General features: G+C 64.3%; 16 protein-coding genes and 1 pseudogene. All 17 read right to left on the bottom strand.

Translation table 11 applies throughout. From position 1 onward, the window contains the following. Positions 1-153: 153 nt before the first annotated feature. Positions 154-423, bottom strand: coding sequence for a hypothetical protein (locus tag H0I86_RS07990; protein WP_180924630.1), 270 nt, complete (start codon positions 421-423; stop codon positions 154-156). Continuing rightward, positions 420-1,712 (bottom strand): motility associated factor glycosyltransferase family protein, encoded by a 1,293-nt coding sequence (locus tag H0I86_RS07985; RefSeq protein WP_180924629.1) that lies wholly within the window; start codon positions 1,710-1,712, stop codon positions 420-422. The genes H0I86_RS07990 and H0I86_RS07985 overlap by 4 nt, the downstream gene beginning before the upstream one ends. An 81-nt stretch (positions 1,713-1,793) precedes the next feature. Next, positions 1,794-2,720, bottom strand: coding sequence for a ketoacyl-ACP synthase III (locus H0I86_RS07980; RefSeq protein ID WP_180924628.1), 927 nt, complete (start codon positions 2,718-2,720; stop codon positions 1,794-1,796). Between the two features lie 225 nt (positions 2,721-2,945). Continuing rightward, on the bottom strand, positions 2,946-3,998 hold the full coding sequence (pseI, locus tag H0I86_RS07975) for a pseudaminic acid synthase (RefSeq protein ID WP_096373369.1): 1,053 nt from the start codon (positions 3,996-3,998) through the stop codon (positions 2,946-2,948). A gap of 82 nt (positions 3,999-4,080) precedes the next feature. Beyond that, positions 4,081-5,124: pseudogene (pseG, locus tag H0I86_RS07970) on the bottom strand (UDP-2,4-diacetamido-2,4,6-trideoxy-beta-L-altropyranose hydrolase); the annotation flags it as partial. After that, entirely contained in the window at positions 5,121-5,828 is a 708-nt protein-coding gene (pseF, locus tag H0I86_RS07965) for a pseudaminic acid cytidylyltransferase (protein ID WP_180924626.1), read from the bottom strand. The pseudogene pseG and the gene pseF, both read right to left, overlap by 4 nt. Further along, positions 5,825-6,997, bottom strand: coding sequence for a UDP-4-amino-4,6-dideoxy-N-acetyl-beta-L-altrosamine transaminase (gene pseC, locus H0I86_RS07960; RefSeq protein ID WP_180924625.1), 1,173 nt, complete (start codon positions 6,995-6,997; stop codon positions 5,825-5,827). Before pseC ends, pseF begins: the two co-directional genes overlap by 4 nt. Continuing rightward, positions 6,994-7,995, bottom strand: coding sequence for a UDP-N-acetylglucosamine 4,6-dehydratase (inverting) (gene pseB, locus H0I86_RS07955; RefSeq protein WP_180924624.1), 1,002 nt, complete (start codon positions 7,993-7,995; stop codon positions 6,994-6,996). Before pseB ends, pseC begins: the two co-directional genes overlap by 4 nt. A gap of 30 nt (positions 7,996-8,025) precedes the next feature. Then, positions 8,026-10,974: a TIGR00180 family glycosyltransferase gene (locus H0I86_RS07950; RefSeq protein ID WP_180924623.1), complete on the bottom strand. Its 2,949-nt coding sequence runs from the start codon at positions 10,972-10,974 to the stop codon at positions 8,026-8,028. A gap of 50 nt (positions 10,975-11,024) precedes the next feature. Beyond that, positions 11,025-11,762 (bottom strand): cephalosporin hydroxylase family protein, encoded by a 738-nt coding sequence (locus H0I86_RS07945; protein ID WP_124307930.1) that lies wholly within the window; start codon positions 11,760-11,762, stop codon positions 11,025-11,027. 19 nt (positions 11,763-11,781) lie between these two features. Beyond that, positions 11,782-12,852, bottom strand: coding sequence for a class I SAM-dependent methyltransferase (locus tag H0I86_RS07940; protein WP_180925806.1), 1,071 nt, complete (start codon positions 12,850-12,852; stop codon positions 11,782-11,784). Continuing rightward, positions 12,842-13,699 (bottom strand): NAD-dependent epimerase/dehydratase family protein, encoded by an 858-nt coding sequence (locus H0I86_RS07935; RefSeq protein ID WP_180925805.1) that lies wholly within the window; start codon positions 13,697-13,699, stop codon positions 12,842-12,844. The genes H0I86_RS07940 and H0I86_RS07935 overlap by 11 nt, the downstream gene beginning before the upstream one ends. Positions 13,700-13,704: 5 nt before the next feature. After that, positions 13,705-14,931, bottom strand: coding sequence for a class I SAM-dependent methyltransferase (locus H0I86_RS07930; protein WP_180924622.1), 1,227 nt, complete (start codon positions 14,929-14,931; stop codon positions 13,705-13,707). Further along, a complete protein-coding gene (locus H0I86_RS07925) occupies positions 14,928-15,488 on the bottom strand; it encodes a dTDP-4-dehydrorhamnose 3,5-epimerase family protein (RefSeq protein WP_180924621.1) in 561 nt (186 codons plus the stop codon). The genes H0I86_RS07930 and H0I86_RS07925 overlap by 4 nt, the downstream gene beginning before the upstream one ends. Continuing rightward, positions 15,485-16,567 (bottom strand): CDP-glucose 4,6-dehydratase, encoded by a 1,083-nt coding sequence (rfbG, locus tag H0I86_RS07920; protein ID WP_180924620.1) that lies wholly within the window; start codon positions 16,565-16,567, stop codon positions 15,485-15,487. Before rfbG ends, H0I86_RS07925 begins: the two co-directional genes overlap by 4 nt. Then, positions 16,549-17,322 carry a glucose-1-phosphate cytidylyltransferase gene (gene rfbF, locus H0I86_RS07915; RefSeq protein WP_180924619.1) on the bottom strand — a complete coding sequence of 258 codons (774 nt, stop codon included), beginning with the start codon at positions 17,320-17,322 and terminating at the stop codon, positions 16,549-16,551. Before rfbF ends, rfbG begins: the two co-directional genes overlap by 19 nt. Positions 17,323-17,640: 318 nt before the next feature. Beyond that, a complete protein-coding gene (locus H0I86_RS07910; RefSeq protein WP_180924618.1) occupies positions 17,641-21,213 on the bottom strand; it encodes a glycosyltransferase in 3,573 nt (1,190 codons plus the stop codon). Positions 21,214-21,251 lie beyond the last annotated feature (38 nt).

Raw genomic sequence — 21,251 nt, 5'->3', positions numbered from 1 at the left:
AGTTGCTTTAGGGGATTTTCAAAAAAATTTGCCATCAGCGTGCCACCCCTCGTAAATCAAGGGCTCGGCGTTTTTAAAACCGTGGAAAAATGGCGCCAGAAAAATGCCGGAGAGGGCCCGAGCGTAGAGATCGCCCGGGCAGGCAGGAATATTTCAGCCAGCAGAGAGGGAACGCAGCACTTCAACGCATTCGTATTGCAGGTAGTCGGCCAGGGCCAGCCAGTTTTGTCCTTGCTGGCATTCGAACATCAGGCCGAGTAATACCTCCCAGTCCTGGCGCGGCTCTTGCGGCGCGGTATCGATCACCGGCTGGATCGCCCCCATCAACTGGACCATGGTCATGGCCGCCTCGACATCACGCCCCAGGCGAAAACCCTGGGCGCATTGCTGCAAGCGGGTGATCAACCCCTCGATTTCGCTCATTGGCTGAACTCCGGATGGTAGGTCGTCCCGGCGATCATCGCCCCGTCCCGACTGCTGTTATAGAAGCGCACCCGTGGATGACCGGCGATAAAACGCTCCAGCTCGCACAGGTAACTGCGGAAATTGAGCTGGGTCCTGACCCGCTGGCCATACCCATCCAGCACCCAGTGCCTGGCTGCGCCCAGCTGTGGTCCCAGCTCGCCGTCGAGCCAGCCGGCATGCGTCTTGTTCATCGGGAAGGCGAAGTCGGCACCGAACAAGGTGACCTGCTCGGCCCCCATTTTTACCGCCAGGTCCACCGCCGGATGAATCACGCTGCCACCGACATACAGCTGCGCCTTGGGCAGTTGCTCGCGCATCCGTGTGTAAATCGGGCTGGCGGAATACCCGACATACCGCGGCCCCTGCCAGAGCGCCAGAATCTGCGGATCGACCATCGGCAGGTAGACCAGAGTGATGGCTGCCGATTTTTCTGGAGGCAGGTGCAAGCCGGAAATCCGGTGATCGATGCTGACCACGATGTCCGGCTCGATCCCCTGCTTGAGCAGCGGCCGGTAGGCGGTATCGACACAGATAAACAGAGGGCGCCGGGCTTGGGCGCGAATCTCGCGCAGGCGCTCGAAATGCCGTTCCAGGCTCGGCCCGGTGGCAATCACAAAGACCTCGCGCCCCGGCTGGGTGCCGAACAACCGGGCCACGTCACTGTCGCCGGCCACCAGCTCGGCACTCGATTGCAGGCGCTGGGTAACCTCCGGGGAATCGGCCACGAAGTCACGGTTATTGAAGGCCAGGTGTACCTCACTGACCAGGCGATCGCGGATCTTGGCGTTGTAGTCATCCGCCAGCACCAGCTCGGAAGGCAAGGCGAAGAATGGCAACTGGATTTCCGCCAGATCGCCGGCATAGCCCAGTTCGACTCGAGGATCGTTCAACCAGGCCTGCTGATCGAGCAATTGCAGCACCAGCGCAAATACCGCGCCGTTCAGGATGTGCACCTGCAAGCGTTGCAGCGCCGGGTTTTCCAGCAATATCTGCTGCAAGTCGCCCAAGCCGGTGCCGTACAGATGGATCACCGGGCTGTCGGCCGGCAGGCTCGCCGCCTGGGTTCGTGCTTCCGCCATGCGATCGTGACGGCTGGTGAGCTGAATACCGGAAATACTCAAGGTCGAACCCAGGCCTTCGACCAGATCCGCCTGCAACCCGGCACTGTCTTCCGCCAGCAACCGTTCAAGCAGTCGTGGCCAGCGAGCCTGTATTGCCTGGGCATTGCCCTCGAAGCTTTCGCTCATGCTGTCTCGCCTATCTTCATGCAAAAAAAATAGCGCTCAGGGTACACCCTGGGCGCTATTTTAGGATGCCGCGGGATCAACTCATGGGCGATAGATAATCGCCGAGCCCCAGGACAGCCCTACACCGAAGCCACTCAGGGCCACACGTTGCCACTTCGATTCGAGCACGTGCTTTTCCAGCAGCAGCGGAATGCTCGACGACACGGTGTTACCGGTCTCGACCATGTCCTTGATGAACTTCTCCGGCTCGCCTTCGAAACGGCGCGCCACGGCATCGACGATCGCCGCACTGCCCTGGTGGATACAGAACGCATCGATCTGCTCCTCCTTCAGGCCGGACTCATCCAGCAGCTCATTCAAATGCGCCGGGACTTTCAGCAGGGCAAAGTTGAACACCTGGCGGCCATTCATGAAAAACACCCCATCGGTGACTTTCAGGTGCGGAGCGCCGGAACCGTCGGTGCCGAACTTGGCCTTGCCCAGCTGCCAGGGAGCGTCTTCGCCCATCCAGGTCGCGGTCGCCGCATCGCCGAACAGCATGGTGGTGTTACGGTCTTTCGGATCGACGATCTTCGAGTAAGGGTCGGCGGTGACCAGCAGGCCGTTCTTCAGGCCCGCGGCTTCCATGAAGCCCTTGAGCGCGTAGATGCCATAGACATAACCGGAGCAGCCCAGGGAAATATCGAAGGCCGCGACGTGGGTCGGCAGGCCCAGCTTGTCCTGGACGATGGCGGCGGTGTGCGGCAGGCCTTCTTCGTCGCCGTTCTGGGTGACGACGATCAGCGCGTCGATCGACTCGCGCGACAGTTGCGGGTTGTTGGCGAACAGCGTATTGACTGCTTCGACACACAGGTCCGAGGTTTCCTGCGCGGCGTCTTTGCGCGGCAGGAAGGCCGAACCGATCTTGCCCAGGATGAATTCTTCATCCTTCTCGAATTTTGCACCTTGTGCGTAATTGTCTACGCCGGCTACAGGCACGTAGCTCGCAATGCTCTTTATGCCAATCATTACGGCTTCCCAATAATAAACAGCTGAATACCCCGACCACCGGGACCGGGGCTGCCGACAAACAGACATCCTGGCGCCCCTGACGGGCGACAGCGGGAAGAAATAGAAGGCTATCACTGCACCGTTTACCGGCCAGGCGCCATCTCCCCGGTCAATACAATACAGTGAAGATGCGCGTTATGACTCGCAGGTCACGCTATTTTGCCGAATCAGCCATACAAACGGCTATTCGACAAATGCCCAATCCAGTGCGGTACCGCGCTTGAGGGCCTGGCGCGCACAACGCCCGAGGATCGCGTCGATGTGCTTGGGAGCCAACCCCAGGCCGGGACGAATGGCCCTGACGTTATCGCTGCTGAACACCTCCCCCGCCGCCATATCGCGGGTGACATAGAGGGAACGGCGGTACAGCACCGATTGCCGCTCGGCCTCGGTCGCGCCGTAACGTACCTGGCCCAGGGCCTGCCAGGCGCGTTCGGTTTCCACCACCAGGCTGTGCAGCTCCGCCGGCTCCAGGGAAAAACTCGCATCCACCCCGCCAGCGGCGCGGTCGAGGGTGAAGTGTTTCTCCACCACTGTGGCGCCCAGCGCCACGGCGGCCACAGAAACCCCGACGCCCATGGAGTGGTCGGACAAACCGACCTCGCAGCCGAACAGCTCGCGCAAATGCGGGATGGTCAGGATGTTGCTGTTTTCCGGCGAAGCCGGGTAGGTACTGGTGCACTTGAGCAGCACCAGGTCCTTGCAGCCGGCCTCCCGGGCGGCGCGCACGCTTTCGTCCAGCTCGGCGATGCTGGCCATGCCGGTGGAAATGATCAGCGGCTTGCCGGTGGCCGCAACCCGACGAATCAGCGGCAGGTCGGTGTTTTCGAAACTGGCGATCTTGTACGCCGGCACGTCGAGGCTTTCGAGGAAGTCCACCGCGCTCTCATCGAACGGCGTGGAGAACGCCAGCATCCCCAGCTCCCTGGCGCGGGCGAAGATCGGCGCATGCCACTGCCAGGGCGTATGGGCCTTTTCATACAGGGCATACAACGAGGAACCGGCCCAGAGACTGGCCGGATCCTTGATGAAGAATTCGCCATGCTCCAGGTCCAGGGTCATGGTGTCGGCGGTATAAGTCTGTAATTTCAGGGCATGGGCGCCGGCCTTGGCCGCGGCCTCGACGATCTGCAGGGCAACGTCCAGCGACTGGTTATGGTTGCCGCTCATCTCGGCAATGATGAACGGCGGCGAACCGGCGCCAATCGAGCGCGAGCCGATCTTGAAACTAGTCATTGGGGTTTTCCTTCGATTCAAGCGTAAATTCTCCGGTGGCCGGATCATCCCCGGTGCGACGCAATGGATTGCGGGTCATCTCGAACAGGGCCGCCGCCACCCGCGATGCACCCTGCCCGTCCACCAGTTGCCGGGAGCGTTGCGCCAGGGTCTGGCGCAGCGAGTAATCGCCGACGAGCACCGCGACCGCCTGGCGGATTTGCTCGACGCTCACCTGCTCGCTGGACCCCAGGTAGACATGCATGCCCGCCTCGGCCAACAACCGGGCATTGGCCTCTTGATTGCCGGCGACGCTGATGCACAGGGTTGGCAGGCCCAGGGCGGCGCGCTCCCAGCTGGTGCCGCCGCCGGCACCGATAAACAGGTCAGCCTCGGCCATCAAGCGGGAAAAGTCGCTGACATAGGCGTGCAAGCGCCAATGCCCACGACCGGCCGCCAGTTCCTGCATCTGTGCCCAGGCCGGGTTACCGGCCCCGGCGACAAAATCCACTTGCAGGCCGTCGAACGCACTCAAGGCCAGCATCGCCTGGTATGTCTGGCTGGCCGCATCGAAACCGCCGAAATTCACCAGCACCCGATTCGCTCGCTCGCGAATGGCGATCGGCGGGCAGCGGAACTCCTCGCGCAGCAAGGCGAAATGCGGCCCCAGCAGCGCCCGGCACTCAGCGTCGATCAAGCCGGCATAGGCCTGCGGTGTGCCGCTGAAGTTCTGGTCGAGCAACAGATCGACGGCATGCCGCCGGTTGGCCAGGTCATCGATGGCGGCAATCCGCGGTGCCCATTGCCGTGCCGCCTGCTGCCACTGCCGGTCGAGACCGTAGTGATCGACCAGCACCCAATCGAATCGCGGCTGATCCTGCAACACTGCCTGCAAGGCAGCGATATCCACCCGCCAGGGCAACGGCGCCTCGATGTCCTGCGCGCATTCACCTGGATAATTCGCCGGCAGGGCGAAAGTCAGGAAACCCAGTTCGGCCAGACAGTCCAACTGCTGCCCGGGCAAGCTCCGACAGGCGAAAGCCACTGTGGCGCCCTGCTCGCGCAACGCCCTGGCCAGGGTCAGGCAGCGGGCGATATGGCCGCTGCCAATGGCCGGCGAGGCATCGGCACGGATCAGCACCCTCACTCCAGTTCTCCACCGGCCTTGAGCGCCGCGTACAGGTATTCCGCGCGCAACCAGTCTTCCTCGGTGTCGATGTCCTGCACCAGATGGCGCGGCAGGATCACCGGCAGGCTGAGCGGGGAAAACACCAGGTCGCCGCGCAGCCAGGCCTCGCTACGCCCCCAATAGAACTGCCCGGCATCCTGATAGGCCGGCGGCAAGTCTTGGGAGCGGGTGTTGCGAAACTCCGGATAAAGCGAGGTCAGCGCGCCCTGCTCGTCGAGGATCAAGGCCCGCTGCACCGGGAACCCAAAGCTGCACACGGAAAACGCGAAGGACTTGTCGGGATGGGCCTCCAGCGCCGTGAACCCCTGGTGCAGGTAGCGCACCTGCAGCAAAGGCGCGGTGGCATAGATGCAGCAGGCGTAATCGAAGGTCTCGCCACGCTCGTGCAACACATTCAAGGCATGCACGATCACCGGCCCGGTGCCGGTGAAATCGTCCGCCAGCTCGGCCGGGCGCATGAACGGCACCGTGGCGCCGCTGGCCCTGGCCAACTCGGCGATCTCCGGGTCGTCGGTACTGACCAGCACCTGATCGAACAACCCGGAGCGCAGCGCCGTCGCAATCGAGCGGGCAATCATCGGCACGCCGTCGAACGGCTTGAGGTTCTTGCGCGCGATGCGTTTGCTGCCGCCACGGGCGGGAATGATGGCGATGGCACTCAAGGCTGGGCGGGCTCCTGGATAAGCTGGCGCAATTGCTCGACCACATACACCTGCTGCTCATCCTCCAGCGCCGGAAACAGCGGCAGGCTGATGGCCTCGGCGTAGTAGCGTTCGGCCTCGGGGAAATCCCCCACGGCGAATCCCAGGTCGCGGTAATACGGCTGCAGGTGCACCGGGATGTAATGCAGATTGACCCCGACCCCGGCCTCGCGCAATGCCTCGAACACCTCGCGATGGGAGCGGCGGATGCGTTCGGGTTGCAAGCGCACCACGTACAGATGCCATGCCGACTGCGCCTGCTCCTGAGCCTGCGGCAGGGTCAGCGGCAGATCGGCCAGCAAGTGGTCATAACGGGCCGCCAGTTGCCGGCGCCGGGCAATGAACGCGTCGAGCTTGCCTAGTTGGGACAAGCCCAGGGCCGCCTGCAGATCGGTGATGCGGTAATTGAAACCCAGCTCGGTCTGCTGGTAGTACCAGGGTCCATGGCTGGGCTCGGTCATCTGCGCCGGGTCGCGGGTCATGCCGTGGCTGCGCAAGCGCCGCAGGTGGTCCGCCAGTTGCGGGCTGTTGGTCAGGACCATGCCGCCCTCGGCGCTGGTGATGATCTTCACCGGATGAAAACTGAACACCGTCATCGAAGCGAATTCGCCACAGCCCACCGGCCGCCCGGCATAGGAGGCACCCACCGCGTGGGAGGCATCCTCGATCAGCACGAAGCCATAACGCTGCGCCAACTGCGCCATGGCCCGCATGTCGCAGCTTTGCCCGGAGAACGCCACCGCCACCACCACCTTGGGCAGGCTGCCCGTGCGTTCGGCGGCCTCCAGCTTGTGTGCCAGCGCCCGGGCATCCATGTTCCAGGTGCGCGGGTCGATATCGACGAAGTCCACCTCGGCGCCGCAATAACGTCCGCAGTTGGCCGAGGCCAGGAAGGTATTGGGCGTGGTCCACAGCCGGTCTCCCGGCCCCAGCCCGGCGGCCAGGCAGGCAATGTGCAAGGCCGCCGTGGCGTTGCATACCGCCACCCCATGGACGGCCTCGCAGCGCGCCGCCATGGCCTGCTCGAAGCGTTCGATGGTCGGGCCCTGGGTCAGCCAGTCGGACTGCAGCACCGCGACCACCGCATCGATGTCCGCCTGGTCGAGACTCTGGCGCCCGTAGGGAATCATGCCGACAGCCCGGCATGCAGCTCGGCGATCTGGCCCACCGAGAGGAAATGCGGATTGGTGTCGGAGCGGTATTCGAACTGCTCGTCCACCGGTCGCCCGCGCTCGCCCAGGCCGTCCACGGCAAAGTCGACGTTGACATTGGTAAAGCGGATCGACGGCTGGATGGTGTAGTGATCGGCGAACTCCAGGGTCATGCGCGCGTCATCCAGCGGCACCATCAGCTCGTGGAGTTTTTCCCCCGGACGAATGCCCACCTGCTTGTGCGGCAGGTTTTGCGCCATGCCACGCGCCAGGTCGACGATCCGGATCGACGGGATCTTCGGCACGAAGACTTCACCGCCATGCATGCGCGAGAAGCTGTCGAGCACGAACTGCACCCCGTGATCCAGGGTGATCCAGAAACGGGTCATGCGCGCGTCGGTGATTGGCAGTTCGCGGGCGCCTTCGGCGATCAGCTTGCTGAAGAATGGCACCACCGAGCCTCGGGAGCCGGCCACGTTGCCGTAGCGCACCACGGCAAAACGGGTCGGCTGGTCGCCGGCGATATTGTTCGCCGCGACGAACAGCTTGTCCGACAGCAGCTTGGTCGCGCCATACAGGTTGACCGGGCTGGCCGCCTTGTCGGTGGACAGCGCGACCACTTTCTTCACGCCATTGTCGATGGCCGCGGCGATGATGTTTTCCGCGCCGTTGACGTTGGTGCGGATGCACTCGGTGGGGTTGTATTCCGCGGCCGGCACCTGCTTCAGGGCCGCGGCGTGCACCACATAGTCGATCCCGCGCATGGCCTGGCGCAGACGTTCGGCGTCACGCACGTCGCCAAGGAAATAACGCATGCAGGACGCATTGAAGGTCTGCTGCATTTCATACTGTTTCAGTTCATCGCGGGAGAACACCACCACCCGCTTGGGCTGGTATTGCTCCAGCAGACGCCGGATGAAATTGCGCCCGAACGAACCGGTGCCGCCGGAGATGAAAATCGATTTGCCGTTGAACATGCCTTGAGTCCTTTTTCCTGTCAGCCAGGCTTATGCGAGCAGCTGCGCCCAGTCGACACTGGCAGGAGCGCCAGGGGTGAAGCCCTTGCCGCTCCGGCTCAGGTTCTGGTTGTAGGCCACATCGTGCTCGAAGCGGGCCTGCCATTTGTCACGCAGCGCCGCCGCGGCCTGGGTATCGTCCGCCAGGGTACCCGGATGGAGGATCTGCACCTGCGGGGTCCAGACCGTCAACAACCCGGCTTCGGCGACCTTCAGGCACAGGTCGACATCAGCGAATGCTTCGGCGAAGTGTTCTTCGTCCAGGCCGCCGACGGCGTTGTAGACCTCCTTGCGAATCATCAGGCAGGCCCCGGAGACCGCCGAATAGTTCTGCTCGGCGAGCAAGCCGTTCAGGTAGCCGCTGGCACCTTTCGGCTCACCGGCGAATGCCGCGCCCAGATGCTCGTTCAGCCCAAGCACCAGGCCGGCCGAGGTGGTCCCCCCCTTGGCGTCCACCAGGCGCGCGCCGACGATCCCCACTTCCGGCCGCTGCGCCTGATTGAGCAGGCTCTCCATCCAGTCGGCATTGACCACTTCGCCGTCGGCCGCCAGCAACACCAGGTAGTCGCCGCGGGCCTCCTGGCTCGCCGCGTTGTACAGCGCCGCGACGCTCAGGCGCTGTGGGCTGCGCAGCACGCGGATACGATCGCCCTTCTGCTCCAGGCTGGTGAGCCAGTTGGCCAGTTCTTCGCACTGGCTGTGGTTGTCGCCGATGACCACTTCGTAACGCTGGTAGCGCGTGCGTTGCAGCACGCTGACCAGGCAGCGCTGCAGCTGCTCGAGGTTGTCTTCGCTGCGCAGGATGATCGAGACCAGCGGACGCTCACCATGGCTGTAGTTGATCTGGTAGACGCCGGTTTGCGCCGCGCTGACCTGGGCCCGGTAGCCACGCTTGCCCAGATGACGGGTCAACACCTGGCTGTACTGGGTGTTCTCCTCCACTGTCGCGGCCTGGCCGATCAACAGCGGCTCGGCCAAGTGGGCCAGGCCGGCCAGCCCGCCGTCTTCGATCAGACGCAGCAGCAGGTCGTATTCCATGGCTTGTGGAAAGGCCGTCGAATAGCCGCCGGCAGCCGCCAGCACATCCCGGCGAATCAGCCAGTGGCCGGCCATCATGTCCGGCACGCTTTGCAGCAGGTCAAGGTTGACGCCCGGGCGGAACACATCCTTCAGCGCGCCATCGGCGCCGTAGTGGATTTCGTCCATGGCCACCGCGCGGCACCCTTGCGCGCCAAGCAGTTCCAGGCTGGCGCGCAGCAGGCCGCTGGCGGTGAAACGCTCGCCGGCACGGGCCAGGAGCAGCCAGTCACGGGAGGATTGCGCCGCGACCTGGTTGATCCGCTCCACATAGTTGCTGGTGCTGACCTTGACGAAATGCACGGTGTCCTGGGCGGTGGTGGTCGCCGGCAGGTCGCCCGTGGTGAAGACCACCACCTGGAAGGACCGGCAATGGCCGTTGACCAGGCTGTCGAAGGTCGCCTGCAACTTGACCATGTCCGCGTCGAGGTCGAGCAGCAGGATGCCGAAGCTCGGCCCACCGTTGTGCCGGGCCAGGTGCTCGTTGATCGACTTGAGCTGTTGCGCCTCGGGGTTGCGCGCCTCCAGCCACTTCAGCAGGCGCCCCGAAGGCATGTTCTCCAGCAGCCCCGGGCTGTCCTGGAACGGCACCGACGCCAGGCGCTCGGCCCAGGCCTGCAATTTGCGGGCATCGTTCTGTTCCTCGGAGTCCTGTTCCGTGGAAGCCTGCAGCGAGGCCGCCAGACGCCGGACTACCTCAAGGTTGAACAGGTTGCACGACAGCGCCTCCCACAAGCGGCTGCGCAGGGTGCGGTCGGTGTCGTTGGGTTGTACCTGCATCAGTTCCTGCTGCTTGAGCAGCACGCCTTCAAGCTCCTGGAGCTGCAGGCGGCCAGCCGGCATCGCGTGCATGAGGAATTCGAACTCGGTCAACAGGTCGAACATCGGCTTGTTGTAGAACGGCATCTCGACGAACTGTTCCGGGCCGAACGAACGCACCGGCTCGGCCCCGGGCTCGACCCAGGCCGAACGGAAAATCATCTTGCCATTGAGCGAGCGCCCGGTGAGCAGACACTCGGCCATGGCCCTGAAGCTGTCCAGGGCAAGCTGCTTGGCCTGTTGCGGCCCCTGGGCGCTCAAGCCGGTGGGCAACGATGCCAGGAACCCGGCGAACTCCTCGCGCTGAGCCACCGACTTGGCGTCGCCGTAGGTCAGCACCGTCAACACATCGGTGTTGTGCTCCGAGGCATTGTAGTTGACCTCCCGCACGGCGAACGGGATCGGCAGGATCCGCGCCTTGGCCGAGGCCAGCAGGAAGAAGGTATGGCCGATTTCCTGCCATTCGAAGCTGGTCCCCGGCGGCAGCAGGCTGTACCACTGTTGCAGCAGGTCGGTGCGGGTCACCGCGTAGAACGGCGGCAGGAAATGGCTCATGAACGCCATGACCCGCTCGCCGGCATCTTCCGAGGCGTAGTCCTCGATCACCCGGCAATCGCGCCGGTAGTAGTTCACCTCGGCGGCGCGGGCCAGGTACATCATCCCGTAGCCGTGGCACAGGCCGTAGTCGGGGTTGGCTTCGAGAAACTCCACCGACTCGGTCAGCGCGCCATGCAGCAGGAAGTCGTCGTCGGCGGCAAACACCATGTACGGCGTCGTCACCTGCCCGACACCGTAGGTCAGCTTGTCCTGCAGGCCCTTGTAGGTGTACTGCGGCAGATGCCGGTAGTCGACCTGGGGGAACTGCCCGGCCAGGCTTTCGTCGGCGTGCAGAGAAGAGTCCAGCACCAGGATCTTGCAGGGGTAGGTGCTGTAGTACTGCAAGGTGCGGCGCAAGAACGCCTTGCGATTGTGGGACATCACCACCAGCGTGAAACGCTCGCTCAACGGTGCGCTAGTGTTTTGAGCCTTGTCTTGAACCTGCATCAGTGTTTCCCCACAACCGGCAAAGTGCTGTTACCTGCAAACCATTGAACTCAACGAACGCGACGCAGATAGCCATCCGGCGCCACGGTGATCAGCAGCTTGTTCTGCATCTGGTAGTCGATTTCGAAGTCGCGGTTCTCTTCCAGGTAGGCCCAGACCGCGGTTTTCGGGTTGTCGCCCGGGCCCCATGGACGGTCCGGGAAGAAGTCCGCCGGCATGTCCTCGACCACGGTGTCCATCACCACGCAGTAGCTGTCCACCGACACCAGCGGCGCATACAGGCGCAACTCTTCGAGCACGTGCTCGTGGGTGTGGTTGGAATCCAGGACCAGGATGACTTTCTTGCCCGCGGCCGCGGCACGCACCTGCTCGGCAATCGCCGGATCGATGCTCGAGCCTTCGATCATCTTGATGCGCTTGCTCATCGGATGGCTTTCGATGGCTTCGCGGTTATGGGCGCGGATATCCAGGTCGATGCCCAGCACTTCGCCGTGGCCCTGCAGTTCGAGCAGCGAGGCGTAGTAGATGATCGAGCCGCCGTGGGCGATGCCGCATTCGATCACCAGGTCCGGCTTGACCCGCCAGATGATCTCCTGCATGGCCATCATGTCCTGGGGCAGCTGGATGATCGGGCGGCCCATCCAGGAGAAGTGATAGCTGTACTTGTGGCCGGCGGACTCGTTGAAGAAATCGCGCGCCAGGCCCTTGAGTTTCTGGTCTTCGCCCTGGGCGCGGATCTGCTCCTGACACTCGGCTTCGAAGGCTTGGATAATGCTGTTGTCGGTCATGGTCGGGTCTCAATAAACGTCATTTGAACGAAGCGCTGTCGACTGCGTGATAGACATAACGCCCATCGGTCATGCGCTTGATCTCGTCGAGATAGTTGGAATTCATCACAAACAGGTTGGCGCCCTCGGGCAAGGTCGCCATGACCTCTTCGGGGGACGACACGCGGGCACCGCTCAGGGGCAGATAACGGCCCTGCTTGGCCGGATTGATATCCACCACCTGGTCCACCGAAACGCCCGCGCGCTGCAGGAACAGCGAATAGATCACACCCTTGGAGGACGCGCCCCAGATCGCCGAGCCCGCCTCGGGCCGGGCCTGGATGATCTGCTTGGCCCGCTCGATGCTGGCGGTGAAATCCAGCGGCATCTCCAGACGCTCGACCGCTGTCTCGCCGGGCTCGCGCAAGGTGCCGAGGTCGGCCACCACATACAGGTACTGGCCGCCGAACAGGTGGCCAGCCTCGTGCACGGTGCCGAACATCCGCCGCAGGTCATCCAGGCGGAAGTAGTTCACATGCTCGTAAAACACGTCGAACCAGGCGCGATGCTCGACGATCCAGTCGAAGCACGGCACTTCGATGTAGATCTGCCCGCCCTGGTTGGCCTCGGCCATCTCCGCCAGGAACGCCCGCGGGTCGGCGATATGCTCCAGCACATGGCGCAACACCACGGCATCGGCCGACAGCCCCAGGCCACGGGTAAAGGGCGCCTTGATCACATCGGCGTTATCGCCCTCGTAGGCCGGATCGATGCCGGTGATGCGGTAACCCCGCTCACGCAGCAGTTCGAGGAAATAGCCTTTGCCGCAACCGACCTCGATCAGCTCGCGGCCCTTGAAATGCCGGGCGATGATGCCCTCGACATCCTGCAGGTGGCGCTGGAACTGCGCCGAGTGGGCCTGCTCGTTCTGGTAGTCGCTGTCGTAGCTCAGCTTGTCGGGGTCGAAAGCCTGGTTGAAGATCAGGCCGCTCTCCTCGTCCTGCACCAGCACCATGTCGGCAGAGGCCGACGCCCTGGCGCTCTGCGCGTCGGCGAAGGTGCGGTTCTGCAGCACCGGCAGGTCCATGACCCGATACAACTCATGCCCCATGTTCTGCTCCCAATAGTTGTTGCAGGCGCTCATTCGCCCCCCAGAACGCCATGGGTTCGTGGGCGGGATAGGGGTAATGCCCCAGGTTCAGGCGGATCATCGAGCCGCGCTCGCGCACCCGTCGCTCGACCAGCGCACGAACCGATATCGGCTGGCCGCTGGAACAGTTGACCACCCCGGAAAAATCCCGCCGTTGCAGCAGCGCCGCAAGGCTGGCGGCGGCGTCCTCGATGGCCAGGTAATCGCGCAGCTGTTCGCCGGCGGACATGTCGAACACCGCGTCGCCAGCGTCGATCGCCCGGTCCAGGGCGGCCAGCAGACTGTTGGGGTTCTGCCCAACACCATGCAGATAGAACAGCCGCGCCCATTGCAGGGTGAAAGGCCGTTGCTGCTGCAAGTTTTCCAGGAACAGCCGCAGGCTGTGCTTGGCCAGCCCATAGGGATTGCTCGGCTGCGCCGGTGTCTGCTCGTCGAGCGGACCGCTCTGCATACCGTATTCGAAACAGGTACCGGTGATCATGACCTGGGGCACGCCCGCCTCGACCGCGGCCTTGATGAACCGGTAGTCGGCCATCAGGTTGTACTCGAGATGAAACAGCGACTTGTAGTTCGGCAGCCCCGGCCAGGCCAGGTGCACCAGGGCATCGACGCCCTCGACCAGGGAGGCGATATCGCTGTCGGCGGCATGCACGTCCGCGGCCACCCGCTCCACCGCTCCAGCCCAGGGCATGGCGGCCAGCTTTTGTGGATCACGGGCCAGCGCCCGCACCTGGCAGCCGCGGGCCAGCAAGGCGGCGACCAGATGCCGGCCGACAAAACCGCTGGCCCCGGTGACCAGTACCTTCAAGCCACTCACAGCAGCTTCAACTCGGGCACGGCGATCACGAAACGCCCGCCCCACTGGCGAACGTGGGCCAGTTGCTCGCTGACTTCCGACAACAGGTTCCATGGCAGCACCAGCACATAGTCCGGGCGCTCGCTGTCGATACGCTCTGGCGCGACCACCGGAATCCGGCTGCCGGGCAGGAACTTGCCCTGCTTGTGCGGGCTGGCGTCGGCGACCCAGGCCAGCAGGTCCGGCTTGACCCCGGCGTAATTGAGCAAGGTGTTGCCCTTGGCCGCGGCGCCGTAACCCACCACGCGCTTGCCTTCGGCCTTGGCCTGGAGCAGGAAGCGCAGCAACTCATGCTTGATCCGCTCGGCGGCCGGCGCCAGGGTCGTGTAGTACTCAGGGGTCTTGACCCCGGCCTGTTGCTCGAGCTGCAACTGCTGTTGCACCGCCGCCTGCACCTCGCGGCGAGAGCCGTCGCTGCGCTGCACGAAGACCCGCAGCGAACCGCCGTGGGTCGGCAATTGGCTGACGTCGAAGACTTCCAGGCCATTGCGCTCGCACAGCGCCTGCACCGCGGTCAGCGACAGGTAGGAATAGTGCTCGTGATACAGGGTGTCGAACTGCTGGCCGGCCATCAGCGTCAGCAACTGCGGAAACTCGAAAGTCGCCACGCCCGTCGGCTTGAGCAAGCTGGCGAAACCGCCGAGGAAATCGTTGATGTCCGGCACGTGGGCCAGCACATTGTTGGCGGCCATCAGGTCCGCCGGCCAGCCCTCTTGCCGCAACCGCCGCGCGGCCTCACGACCGAAGAACAGCTCGCGAATCTCCAGGCCCTTTTCCCGCGCCGCTTGCGCAGTGCTGTGGGTCGGCTCGACGCCCAAACAGGCGATGCCACGCTTGGCCACGTATTGCAGCAGGTAGCCGTCGTTGGCCGCGACTTCCACCACACGGCTGTCGGCCCCCAGGGCGAAACGCTCGACCATCTCGGCCACATAGCGCTCGGCATGCTTGAGCCAGGTGCTGGAGAAAGAACTGAAATAGGCGTAGTCGGCATCGAACAGACTGTCGGCGCGGGTGTAGTCCTCGGTCTGCACCAGCCAGCAGGCCTGGCACACCTGGACCTTCAGCGGCACCCACTGCTCGGCCTGTTCGAGCTGCTCGGCCCGCAGGTAGGCGTTGGACGGCGGCGAGGTGCCCAGGTCGATCAGGGGCAGGCTCAACGGGGTGCCACAACCGCGGCAGTTCATAGACGCACTCCAGCGAACTCGGCATCGAGCCAGGGATGACGCTCATCCCTGACCGACAGATTATTGACAGGCAGCGGCCAGCTTATCGCCAGGCGCGGGTCGAGCACCGACAGCCCGGCTTCATGCTCCGGGGCGTAATCGGCGCTGTGCAGGTACAGCAGCTCGGCGTCGTCGCTCAGGGCCTGGAAACCGTGGGCGAAGCCAGCCGGCAGCAGCAGGCTGCGGCCGTCGCCGGCGCGCAGGTGCTCGGCGTGCCACTGCAGGAAGGTCGGCGAGCCATGGCGCAAGTCCACCGCCACATCCCAGACTTCGCCGCGCAGGCAGGTGATCAACTTGGCTTCCGGACGCGCCGCGGTCTGGTAATGCAGGCCGCGCACGCTGCCGCGTAAACGGGTGCAGGAATGATTGATCTGGCGAATATGGAACGGCTGGCCGAAGGCGCTCAGGCTGCCTTCGCAGAACAGGCGGGAGAACTGCCCGCGCTGATCTTCATGGCGTTTGTGCTGGACACTGAACAGGCCGTCCAGGGGCAAGGCGTGCAACAGGAACTCGCTCACAGCGCCCCCCGATAGAGGTTCAACTGGTCCAGGGTGACGGCGCGCATGTCGTCGCTACGCTGCCAGGCCAGGTGCCAGTCCAGGGTCTGCGCCAGGCATTGCTGCAGCGACCAGCGCGGTTGCCAGGCCAGCAGCTGGCGTGCGCGGCTGCTGTCCAGGCGCAGCAGGCCGGCCTCGTGCAGCTCGCTCGGTTCGATGCGCAAGCCGGGGGCTGCCGGCCAGCGTGCGGCCAGCAATTCGACCACTTCACCGACGCTGCACATGTCCGCTTCGCTTGGCCCGAAGTTCCAGGCCCCGGCGAACTGCGGCCCTTGTTCGTAGAGCCCGGCGGCCAGTTGCAGGTAGCCGGCCAATGGCTCCAGGGCGTGCTGCCACGGGCGCACCGCCTGCGGGTAGCGCAGGGTCACCGGCTCGTCGGCCGACCAGGCCTTGAGCACATCGGGGATCAGCCGTTCGGGGGCAAAGTCACCGCCACCCAGCACGTTGCCGGCGCGCGCCGTGGCCAGGGCCAGGCCGTGCTCGGCATAACGCTCGGCCGGGAAGAATGAAGCGGCATAGGACTGCGCCAGCAACTCGCAGCACGCCTTGCTGCTGCTGTAGGGGTCATGCCCGCCCAGGGCTTCGTTTTCGCGATACGGCCACAGCCATTCCTGGTTGGCGTAGACCTTATCGGTGGTCACCAGCACGCAGGCACGCACGCCGCCGACCTGGCGGATCGCTTCCAGCAGGTTCAACGTGCCCATCACGTTGCTCGAGTATGTGCCCAGCGGGTCGCGATAGCCCTCGCGCACCAACGGTTGCGCCGCCAGGTGCAGGACGATTTCCGGCTGCGTCTCGGCGATCAGCTCCAGCAAGGCGCCGAGATCGCGCAGGTCGCCCCGCTGGTCGTTGATGCCCTCGGCGACCCGCGCCAGCTCGAACAGGCTCGGCTCGGTCGCAGGGTCCAGGGAGAAACCGCTGACTTCGGCCCCCAGGCTTTGCAGCCACAGGGTCAGCCAGCTGCCCTTGAAGCCGGTGTGGCCGGTCAACAAGACCCGCTTGCCACGCCAGAATTGCGGGCTCAGTCCCATTGCTTCCATGGGGCCTCCCCGCTCTGCCAGAGCTGCTCCAGGTGGTTCTTGTCACGCAGGGTGTCCATCGGATGCCAGAAGCCGTCGTGCTGGAAGGCGTGCAACTGGCCTTGCCGGGCCAGGGTGGTCAGCGGCTCGGCTTCCCACACCGTGTCGTCGGCGCTCAGCAGCGGCAACACCTTGGGCGACAGCACGAAGAAGCCGCCGTTGATCCAGCCACCGTCACCGCGGGGCTTTTCGGTAAAGCCCAGGACGCTGTCGCCATCGCGCTCCAGGGCGCCGTAACGGCCGGGCGGCTGCACTGCGGTGACGGTCGCGTACTTGCCGTGGGCCAGGTGGAAGTCCACCAGGGCGCCAATATTCAGGTCGGACACGCCGTCGCCGTAGGTAAAGCAGAAGGCTTCTTCGTTCTCCAGGTAGCGTCCGGCCCGGCGCAGACGGCCACCGGTCATGGTTTCCTCACCGGTGTCGATCAGGGTCACGCGCCAGGGCTCGCTGTAGTTCTGGTGAACGTCCATGCGGTTTTCCCGCATGTCGAAGGTGACGTCGGAGGTGTGCAGGAAGTAGTTGGCGAAGAAATCCTTGATCGCGTACCCCTTGTAGCCCAGGCAGATCACGAAGTCGTGAATGCCGTGGGCGGAGTACTGCTTCATGATGTGCCAGAGAATTGGCTTGCCGCCAATCTCGATCATCGGCTTGGGCTTGAGATGGGACTCCTCGCTGATGCGCGTACCCAGGCCACCCGCCAAAATAACTGCCTTCATCGTCTCCCCTCTTGTTCGTCACAGGGCTCTGCCAAGCTGTACCGAGCTTTTTGCGGGCCTTCTGGATAAAACCTTGTGCCGTTGACGGCGTCTCGCGGGTCAGCGAAAACGCTCGTTTTATGGCGATATCGAGGGGGGCTTGCAGGAAACGAGCCAGCTCCTGGGTCCCAGTTCATGGCCCTGGCGCCGTGGACAGTCCGGGAGGCAACGCAACGACGACCGCCTTCAGCAGCGAAAAAACCGGCGCGCCCTTCCCTGGATCGCCGCCATAAAAAAGCCAGGCGTCGAAAGCCTGGCTTGTTCAGTTCCCGTCCCGGATTAATCCGGCAACCAACCCTGCAGCCACAGATTCAAGTTGTTGCCCCGCAGCATGTAGTCGCGCAGGACTTCTTCGCGCAATGCATCGCCCATGCGGTAGCTGGCCTCGGGGTCGGCCAGGTGCATGCGGATCGCCTCGATCCATTCCCGGGTGCTGTTGCTGACGACCTTGGTACAGGGCAGATAGCCGCGGTAGGCCTCGGTGTCGGTGCAGATCACCGGGTAACCGCAGGCGCCGTACTCCAGCAGGCGCAGGTTGCTCTTGCAGTCGTTGAAGATATGGAACTCCAGCGGCGCCAGGGCCAGGTCGAGGTTGAGGCTGGCCAGCTTGAACGGATAGGCCTGCAGGCCTATCGCTGGGTGGAACTCATGGACGTAGGGCCGCAATTCATCCGGACACATGCCGAAGAACACCCACTCGACTTCATTGGCCAGCTCGCGCACTGTCTCGGCGATGATTTCCAGGTCGCCCGTATGGCTGGTGCCGCCACCCCAGCCCACCCGCGGCTTGCTCGAGGTACCGCGACGACTGGCCAGGCTGCCCCAGGGGTCGACCGGCAGCATGTTCGGCACGATCCGGATGTCGCTGTGCATGCCCGCCAGCGCATCGGCCAGCGGTTGCGTGGTGACCACCACCCGGTCGCACAGGGCGATGCCCTGGCGCAGCATGGCTTCGGTATTCAGTGGCTGATTGCGCGCATGGGTATTTTTCTTCGGCGCACTGACCACATAGTCGTCCAGTTCGAATACCCGTAAAGCGCTGGAGTACTTTTTCATGCGCTGGATGTCGCTCACCGCGCCATCGCTGTAGCGGCACTGCAGGATGATCGAATCAGGAGACAGGCGCTCGATCTCCACGCTCGCGGGTGACTCGTAGGCAAACCGACCGATCAGCCGCCCCTCCTCTTCCAGCGCGGCCAGAGGCGCGGTCACCCGGTAATGCCCCACCGCCGAGCTGTTCACCGGCAAGCCGAGCACCAGCGGCAAGGCCCGGGTCGAGAACGGGTTCCAGTTATTGCGCAGCCCCACTTCCAGGCTGAAGCTGGAATACCCCAGGCTCAGGGCCGGATTGTAGGCCGGATCGCGGGCGACCTGGGGCATCCAGCGGCGGTAAAAAGTGTCGTGCTCGCGCTCCCGTATTGCCAGCTCCTCGGGTTCCGGCGACCCCTTTTCGGCAGGCACAAGCACCACGCTGGCATAGGGCGTCCAGACCACCAGGTAACCGTCGCGATTGATTCGCAGGCACAGGTCGACGTCACTCAGCCCCTGGGAATAGTTGGCCTCGTCCAGCTGGCCGACACTGTCGAAGACTTCCTTGCGCACCAGCAGGCAATCGCCGCTGACCGCACTCCAGCTCTGCGGCACCTGCAAGCGCTGCATGTAGCCGCGGGCGCTGGCGGCCTCGCCTTGGAACGGAGAACTGGCGGCTCCAGCCAGGCCGAGGATCAACCCGGCATGCGCGATCGAGCCGTCCGGCCCCAGTATTCGCGCCCCCACCACGCCCACTTCCGGCCGCTGGGCGTGATTGAGCAGCTCGTCCAGCCAGTCGCCGGAGCAGATCAGGGCATTGGCGCTGAGCAACAGCAGGTACTCGCCGCGCGCCTGTTGCGCCGCGTAATTGCGCACCGCCGCCTCAGTGCCGCTGCCGGCGAACGGCACCACCCGCAACATGTCGGCGCCCAGCTGCGCCATGGCCTGCAGCCAGCCGGCCATGGCCGGGTCGCGACTGCCGCTGTCGACGATCAGGATCTCGTAATGGCTGTAGGCGGTCTTTTCGATCAGGCTCTCGGTGCAACGCTGCAAGGCCGCCAGCGAATCGCCGGCCTGGATGATGATCGACACCAGCGGCCGCTGCGGGAACAGGTAGTCGATGTGGTTGAGCAGCGGCAATTCGTCATGACGAATCCGGTACTCGACGCCGATCCTGTCCAGATGCGCACCGACCAGGCCGGCATTGCCCTCGATCACTTGGGGCAGCGACAGCCAGTCGGCGAAATTGAACGGGCTCTCGACCTGGATCTCGGCAATGTGTCCGATGGTCTGCGGCCCCGCCTCTTCCACCAGGCGCCACAGCACGTCATGAGGGGCCAGCTCGCCGAAGGCCGGATCGAAACCGCCCAGGGCCAGAAAGCGCTGGCGCTCGAACGCCAGCGTCCGGCCGACATAGGGGTAACCGCGCATCAGGTCCAGGTTGAAGTCGGGCTTGAACACCGGGTCGCTGGACTCGCCCTCGATCCGCGCGCCTTCATCGCTGTAGATGCACAGCGCGCCCGGCGTCGCGGCGATGCGCTCGGCGAGGATCAGCAGCGCCGATTCCTGGAGGATGTCGCCGGCGCGCAGCAGGTAAAACCAGTGGCAACCTTCCAGTTGCGGCACCAGCGCATTGAGCTGCTGCGGCCACTGCGTTTCCAGCGGCAGTTGCAACACGCGTTCGTGCTCCGCGCATTCGGCATTGGACAGGACCAGGATTGCCTGCGGCGCATACAACTGCTGCCCCAGGCTCCGCAGGGTCGACTCCAGGGCCGTGCCATCGGTGTCCAGGTCAATCACGATGGGCACGATCTGCGACCGCACCGGCCAGCTGGCGATACGTTGTGGCAGGTGGCGTTTCTCGATCTCGCTGAAACGCCGGATCGCCAGCCACTCCTGGTAGAAGTCGGCATAACTTTCGCTCTCGCCGCCGACCCGACCACTGACCACGGTGTTGCGGTTACCGAGTACCCGGGTCACGCAGAGCTCTTCCCACTGCCAGGACGGCTCCGACATTTTCGCCAGGTCGACGCAACGCACCCAGCCCGAGGCCGGGGCCGACTCGCCGCTGCGCGCGGCGAGCATCTGCGCCAGCCAGTCCCATTCGAGCTTCGCCGCCCGCAGCATTTCCGGCTGCTTGCTCAAGCGTTCCGGATACAAGCGTTCGGTGCTCAGCACGGTATTGAGCAGCGCCAGGTTGCCACGCCGCATCAGGCACACGAACAACGCCAGATCCAGCAGCGCGACAAACCCCGCGCCCTCTTGCGTCAAGGCCGGCAGCAGCTCCAGCACATCGGCGCGGCGCATCAGGGTCGAACTGAAATTACCGAGGAAGTTGCGCGGCGTGCTCTCGAGGATCGCCAGCATGTCGTCGCCCTTGAGCATGGCGTCGTTCGGCGACAGCCGGGCGTTCTCGACCCGCGGCGGCAGAATGAAGTTGCCGGCGTCGCTCATCATGCGCAGGGCGCAGACCAGATTGATCTCGGGGTGGTCGACCAGCACCCGGGCCTGCATGGCAATGCTCGGGGCGAACAGGCGGTCGTCGTCACAGAGGATCTTGATCAGCTCGCCCCGCGCCTCTTCGACACAGCGCAGCAGGTTCTTCTGCATACCCAGGCGCCGCGGGTTGCGCAGATAACGCACCGGATGGGGCGGTTCGGAGATGGCGTCCACCGCCTGGCGGATCTCATCACCGGCCGAATCGTCGCAGATGACGATTTCGATCCGCTCCCAGGTCTGGGCCAGCGCACTCTCGAACGCCTGGCTGAAGAAGCGTGGATTGAAGGCAGGGATGACGATGCTGACTAGAGGGCGTTGATTCACGGCGGGAAACTCTCGAGCGGCGGTCCCGGCCTGGTCAG

The organism is Pseudomonas chlororaphis subsp. aurantiaca, assembly GCF_013466605.1.
GTDB lineage: Bacteria > Pseudomonadota > Gammaproteobacteria > Pseudomonadales > Pseudomonadaceae > Aquipseudomonas > Aquipseudomonas chlororaphis_I.
The sequence above is the reverse complement of the archived record's forward strand: the minus strand, read 5'-3'. Positions and strand labels throughout refer to the sequence as shown.

Bases quoted from the DNA above. Each gene is read 5' to 3' on its own strand.
- H0I86_RS07990 (WP_180924630.1), bottom strand. From the start codon at position 423: ATGAGCGAAATCGAGGGGTTGATCACCCGCTTGCAGCAATGCGCCCAG.
- H0I86_RS07985 (WP_180924629.1), bottom strand. From the start codon at position 1,712: ATGAGCGAAAGCTTCGAGGGCAATGCCCAGGCAATACAGGCTCGCTGG.
- H0I86_RS07980 (WP_180924628.1), bottom strand. From the start codon at position 2,720: ATGATTGGCATAAAGAGCATTGCGAGCTACGTGCCTGTAGCCGGCGTA.
- pseI (WP_096373369.1), bottom strand. From the start codon at position 3,998: ATGACTAGTTTCAAGATCGGCTCGCGCTCGATTGGCGCCGGTTCGCCG.
- pseC (WP_180924625.1), bottom strand. From the start codon at position 6,997: ATGATTCCCTACGGGCGCCAGAGTCTCGACCAGGCGGACATCGATGCG.
- pseB (WP_180924624.1), bottom strand. From the start codon at position 7,995: ATGTTCAACGGCAAATCGATTTTCATCTCCGGCGGCACCGGTTCGTTC.
- H0I86_RS07950 (WP_180924623.1), bottom strand. From the start codon at position 10,974: ATGCAGGTTCAAGACAAGGCTCAAAACACTAGCGCACCGTTGAGCGAG.
- H0I86_RS07945 (WP_124307930.1), bottom strand. From the start codon at position 11,762: ATGACCGACAACAGCATTATCCAAGCCTTCGAAGCCGAGTGTCAGGAG.
- H0I86_RS07940 (WP_180925806.1), bottom strand. From the start codon at position 12,852: ATGGGGCATGAGTTGTATCGGGTCATGGACCTGCCGGTGCTGCAGAAC.
- H0I86_RS07930 (WP_180924622.1), bottom strand. From the start codon at position 14,931: ATGAACTGCCGCGGTTGTGGCACCCCGTTGAGCCTGCCCCTGATCGAC.
- rfbG (WP_180924620.1), bottom strand. From the start codon at position 16,567: ATGGAAGCAATGGGACTGAGCCCGCAATTCTGGCGTGGCAAGCGGGTC.
- rfbF (WP_180924619.1), bottom strand. From the start codon at position 17,322: ATGAAGGCAGTTATTTTGGCGGGTGGCCTGGGTACGCGCATCAGCGAG.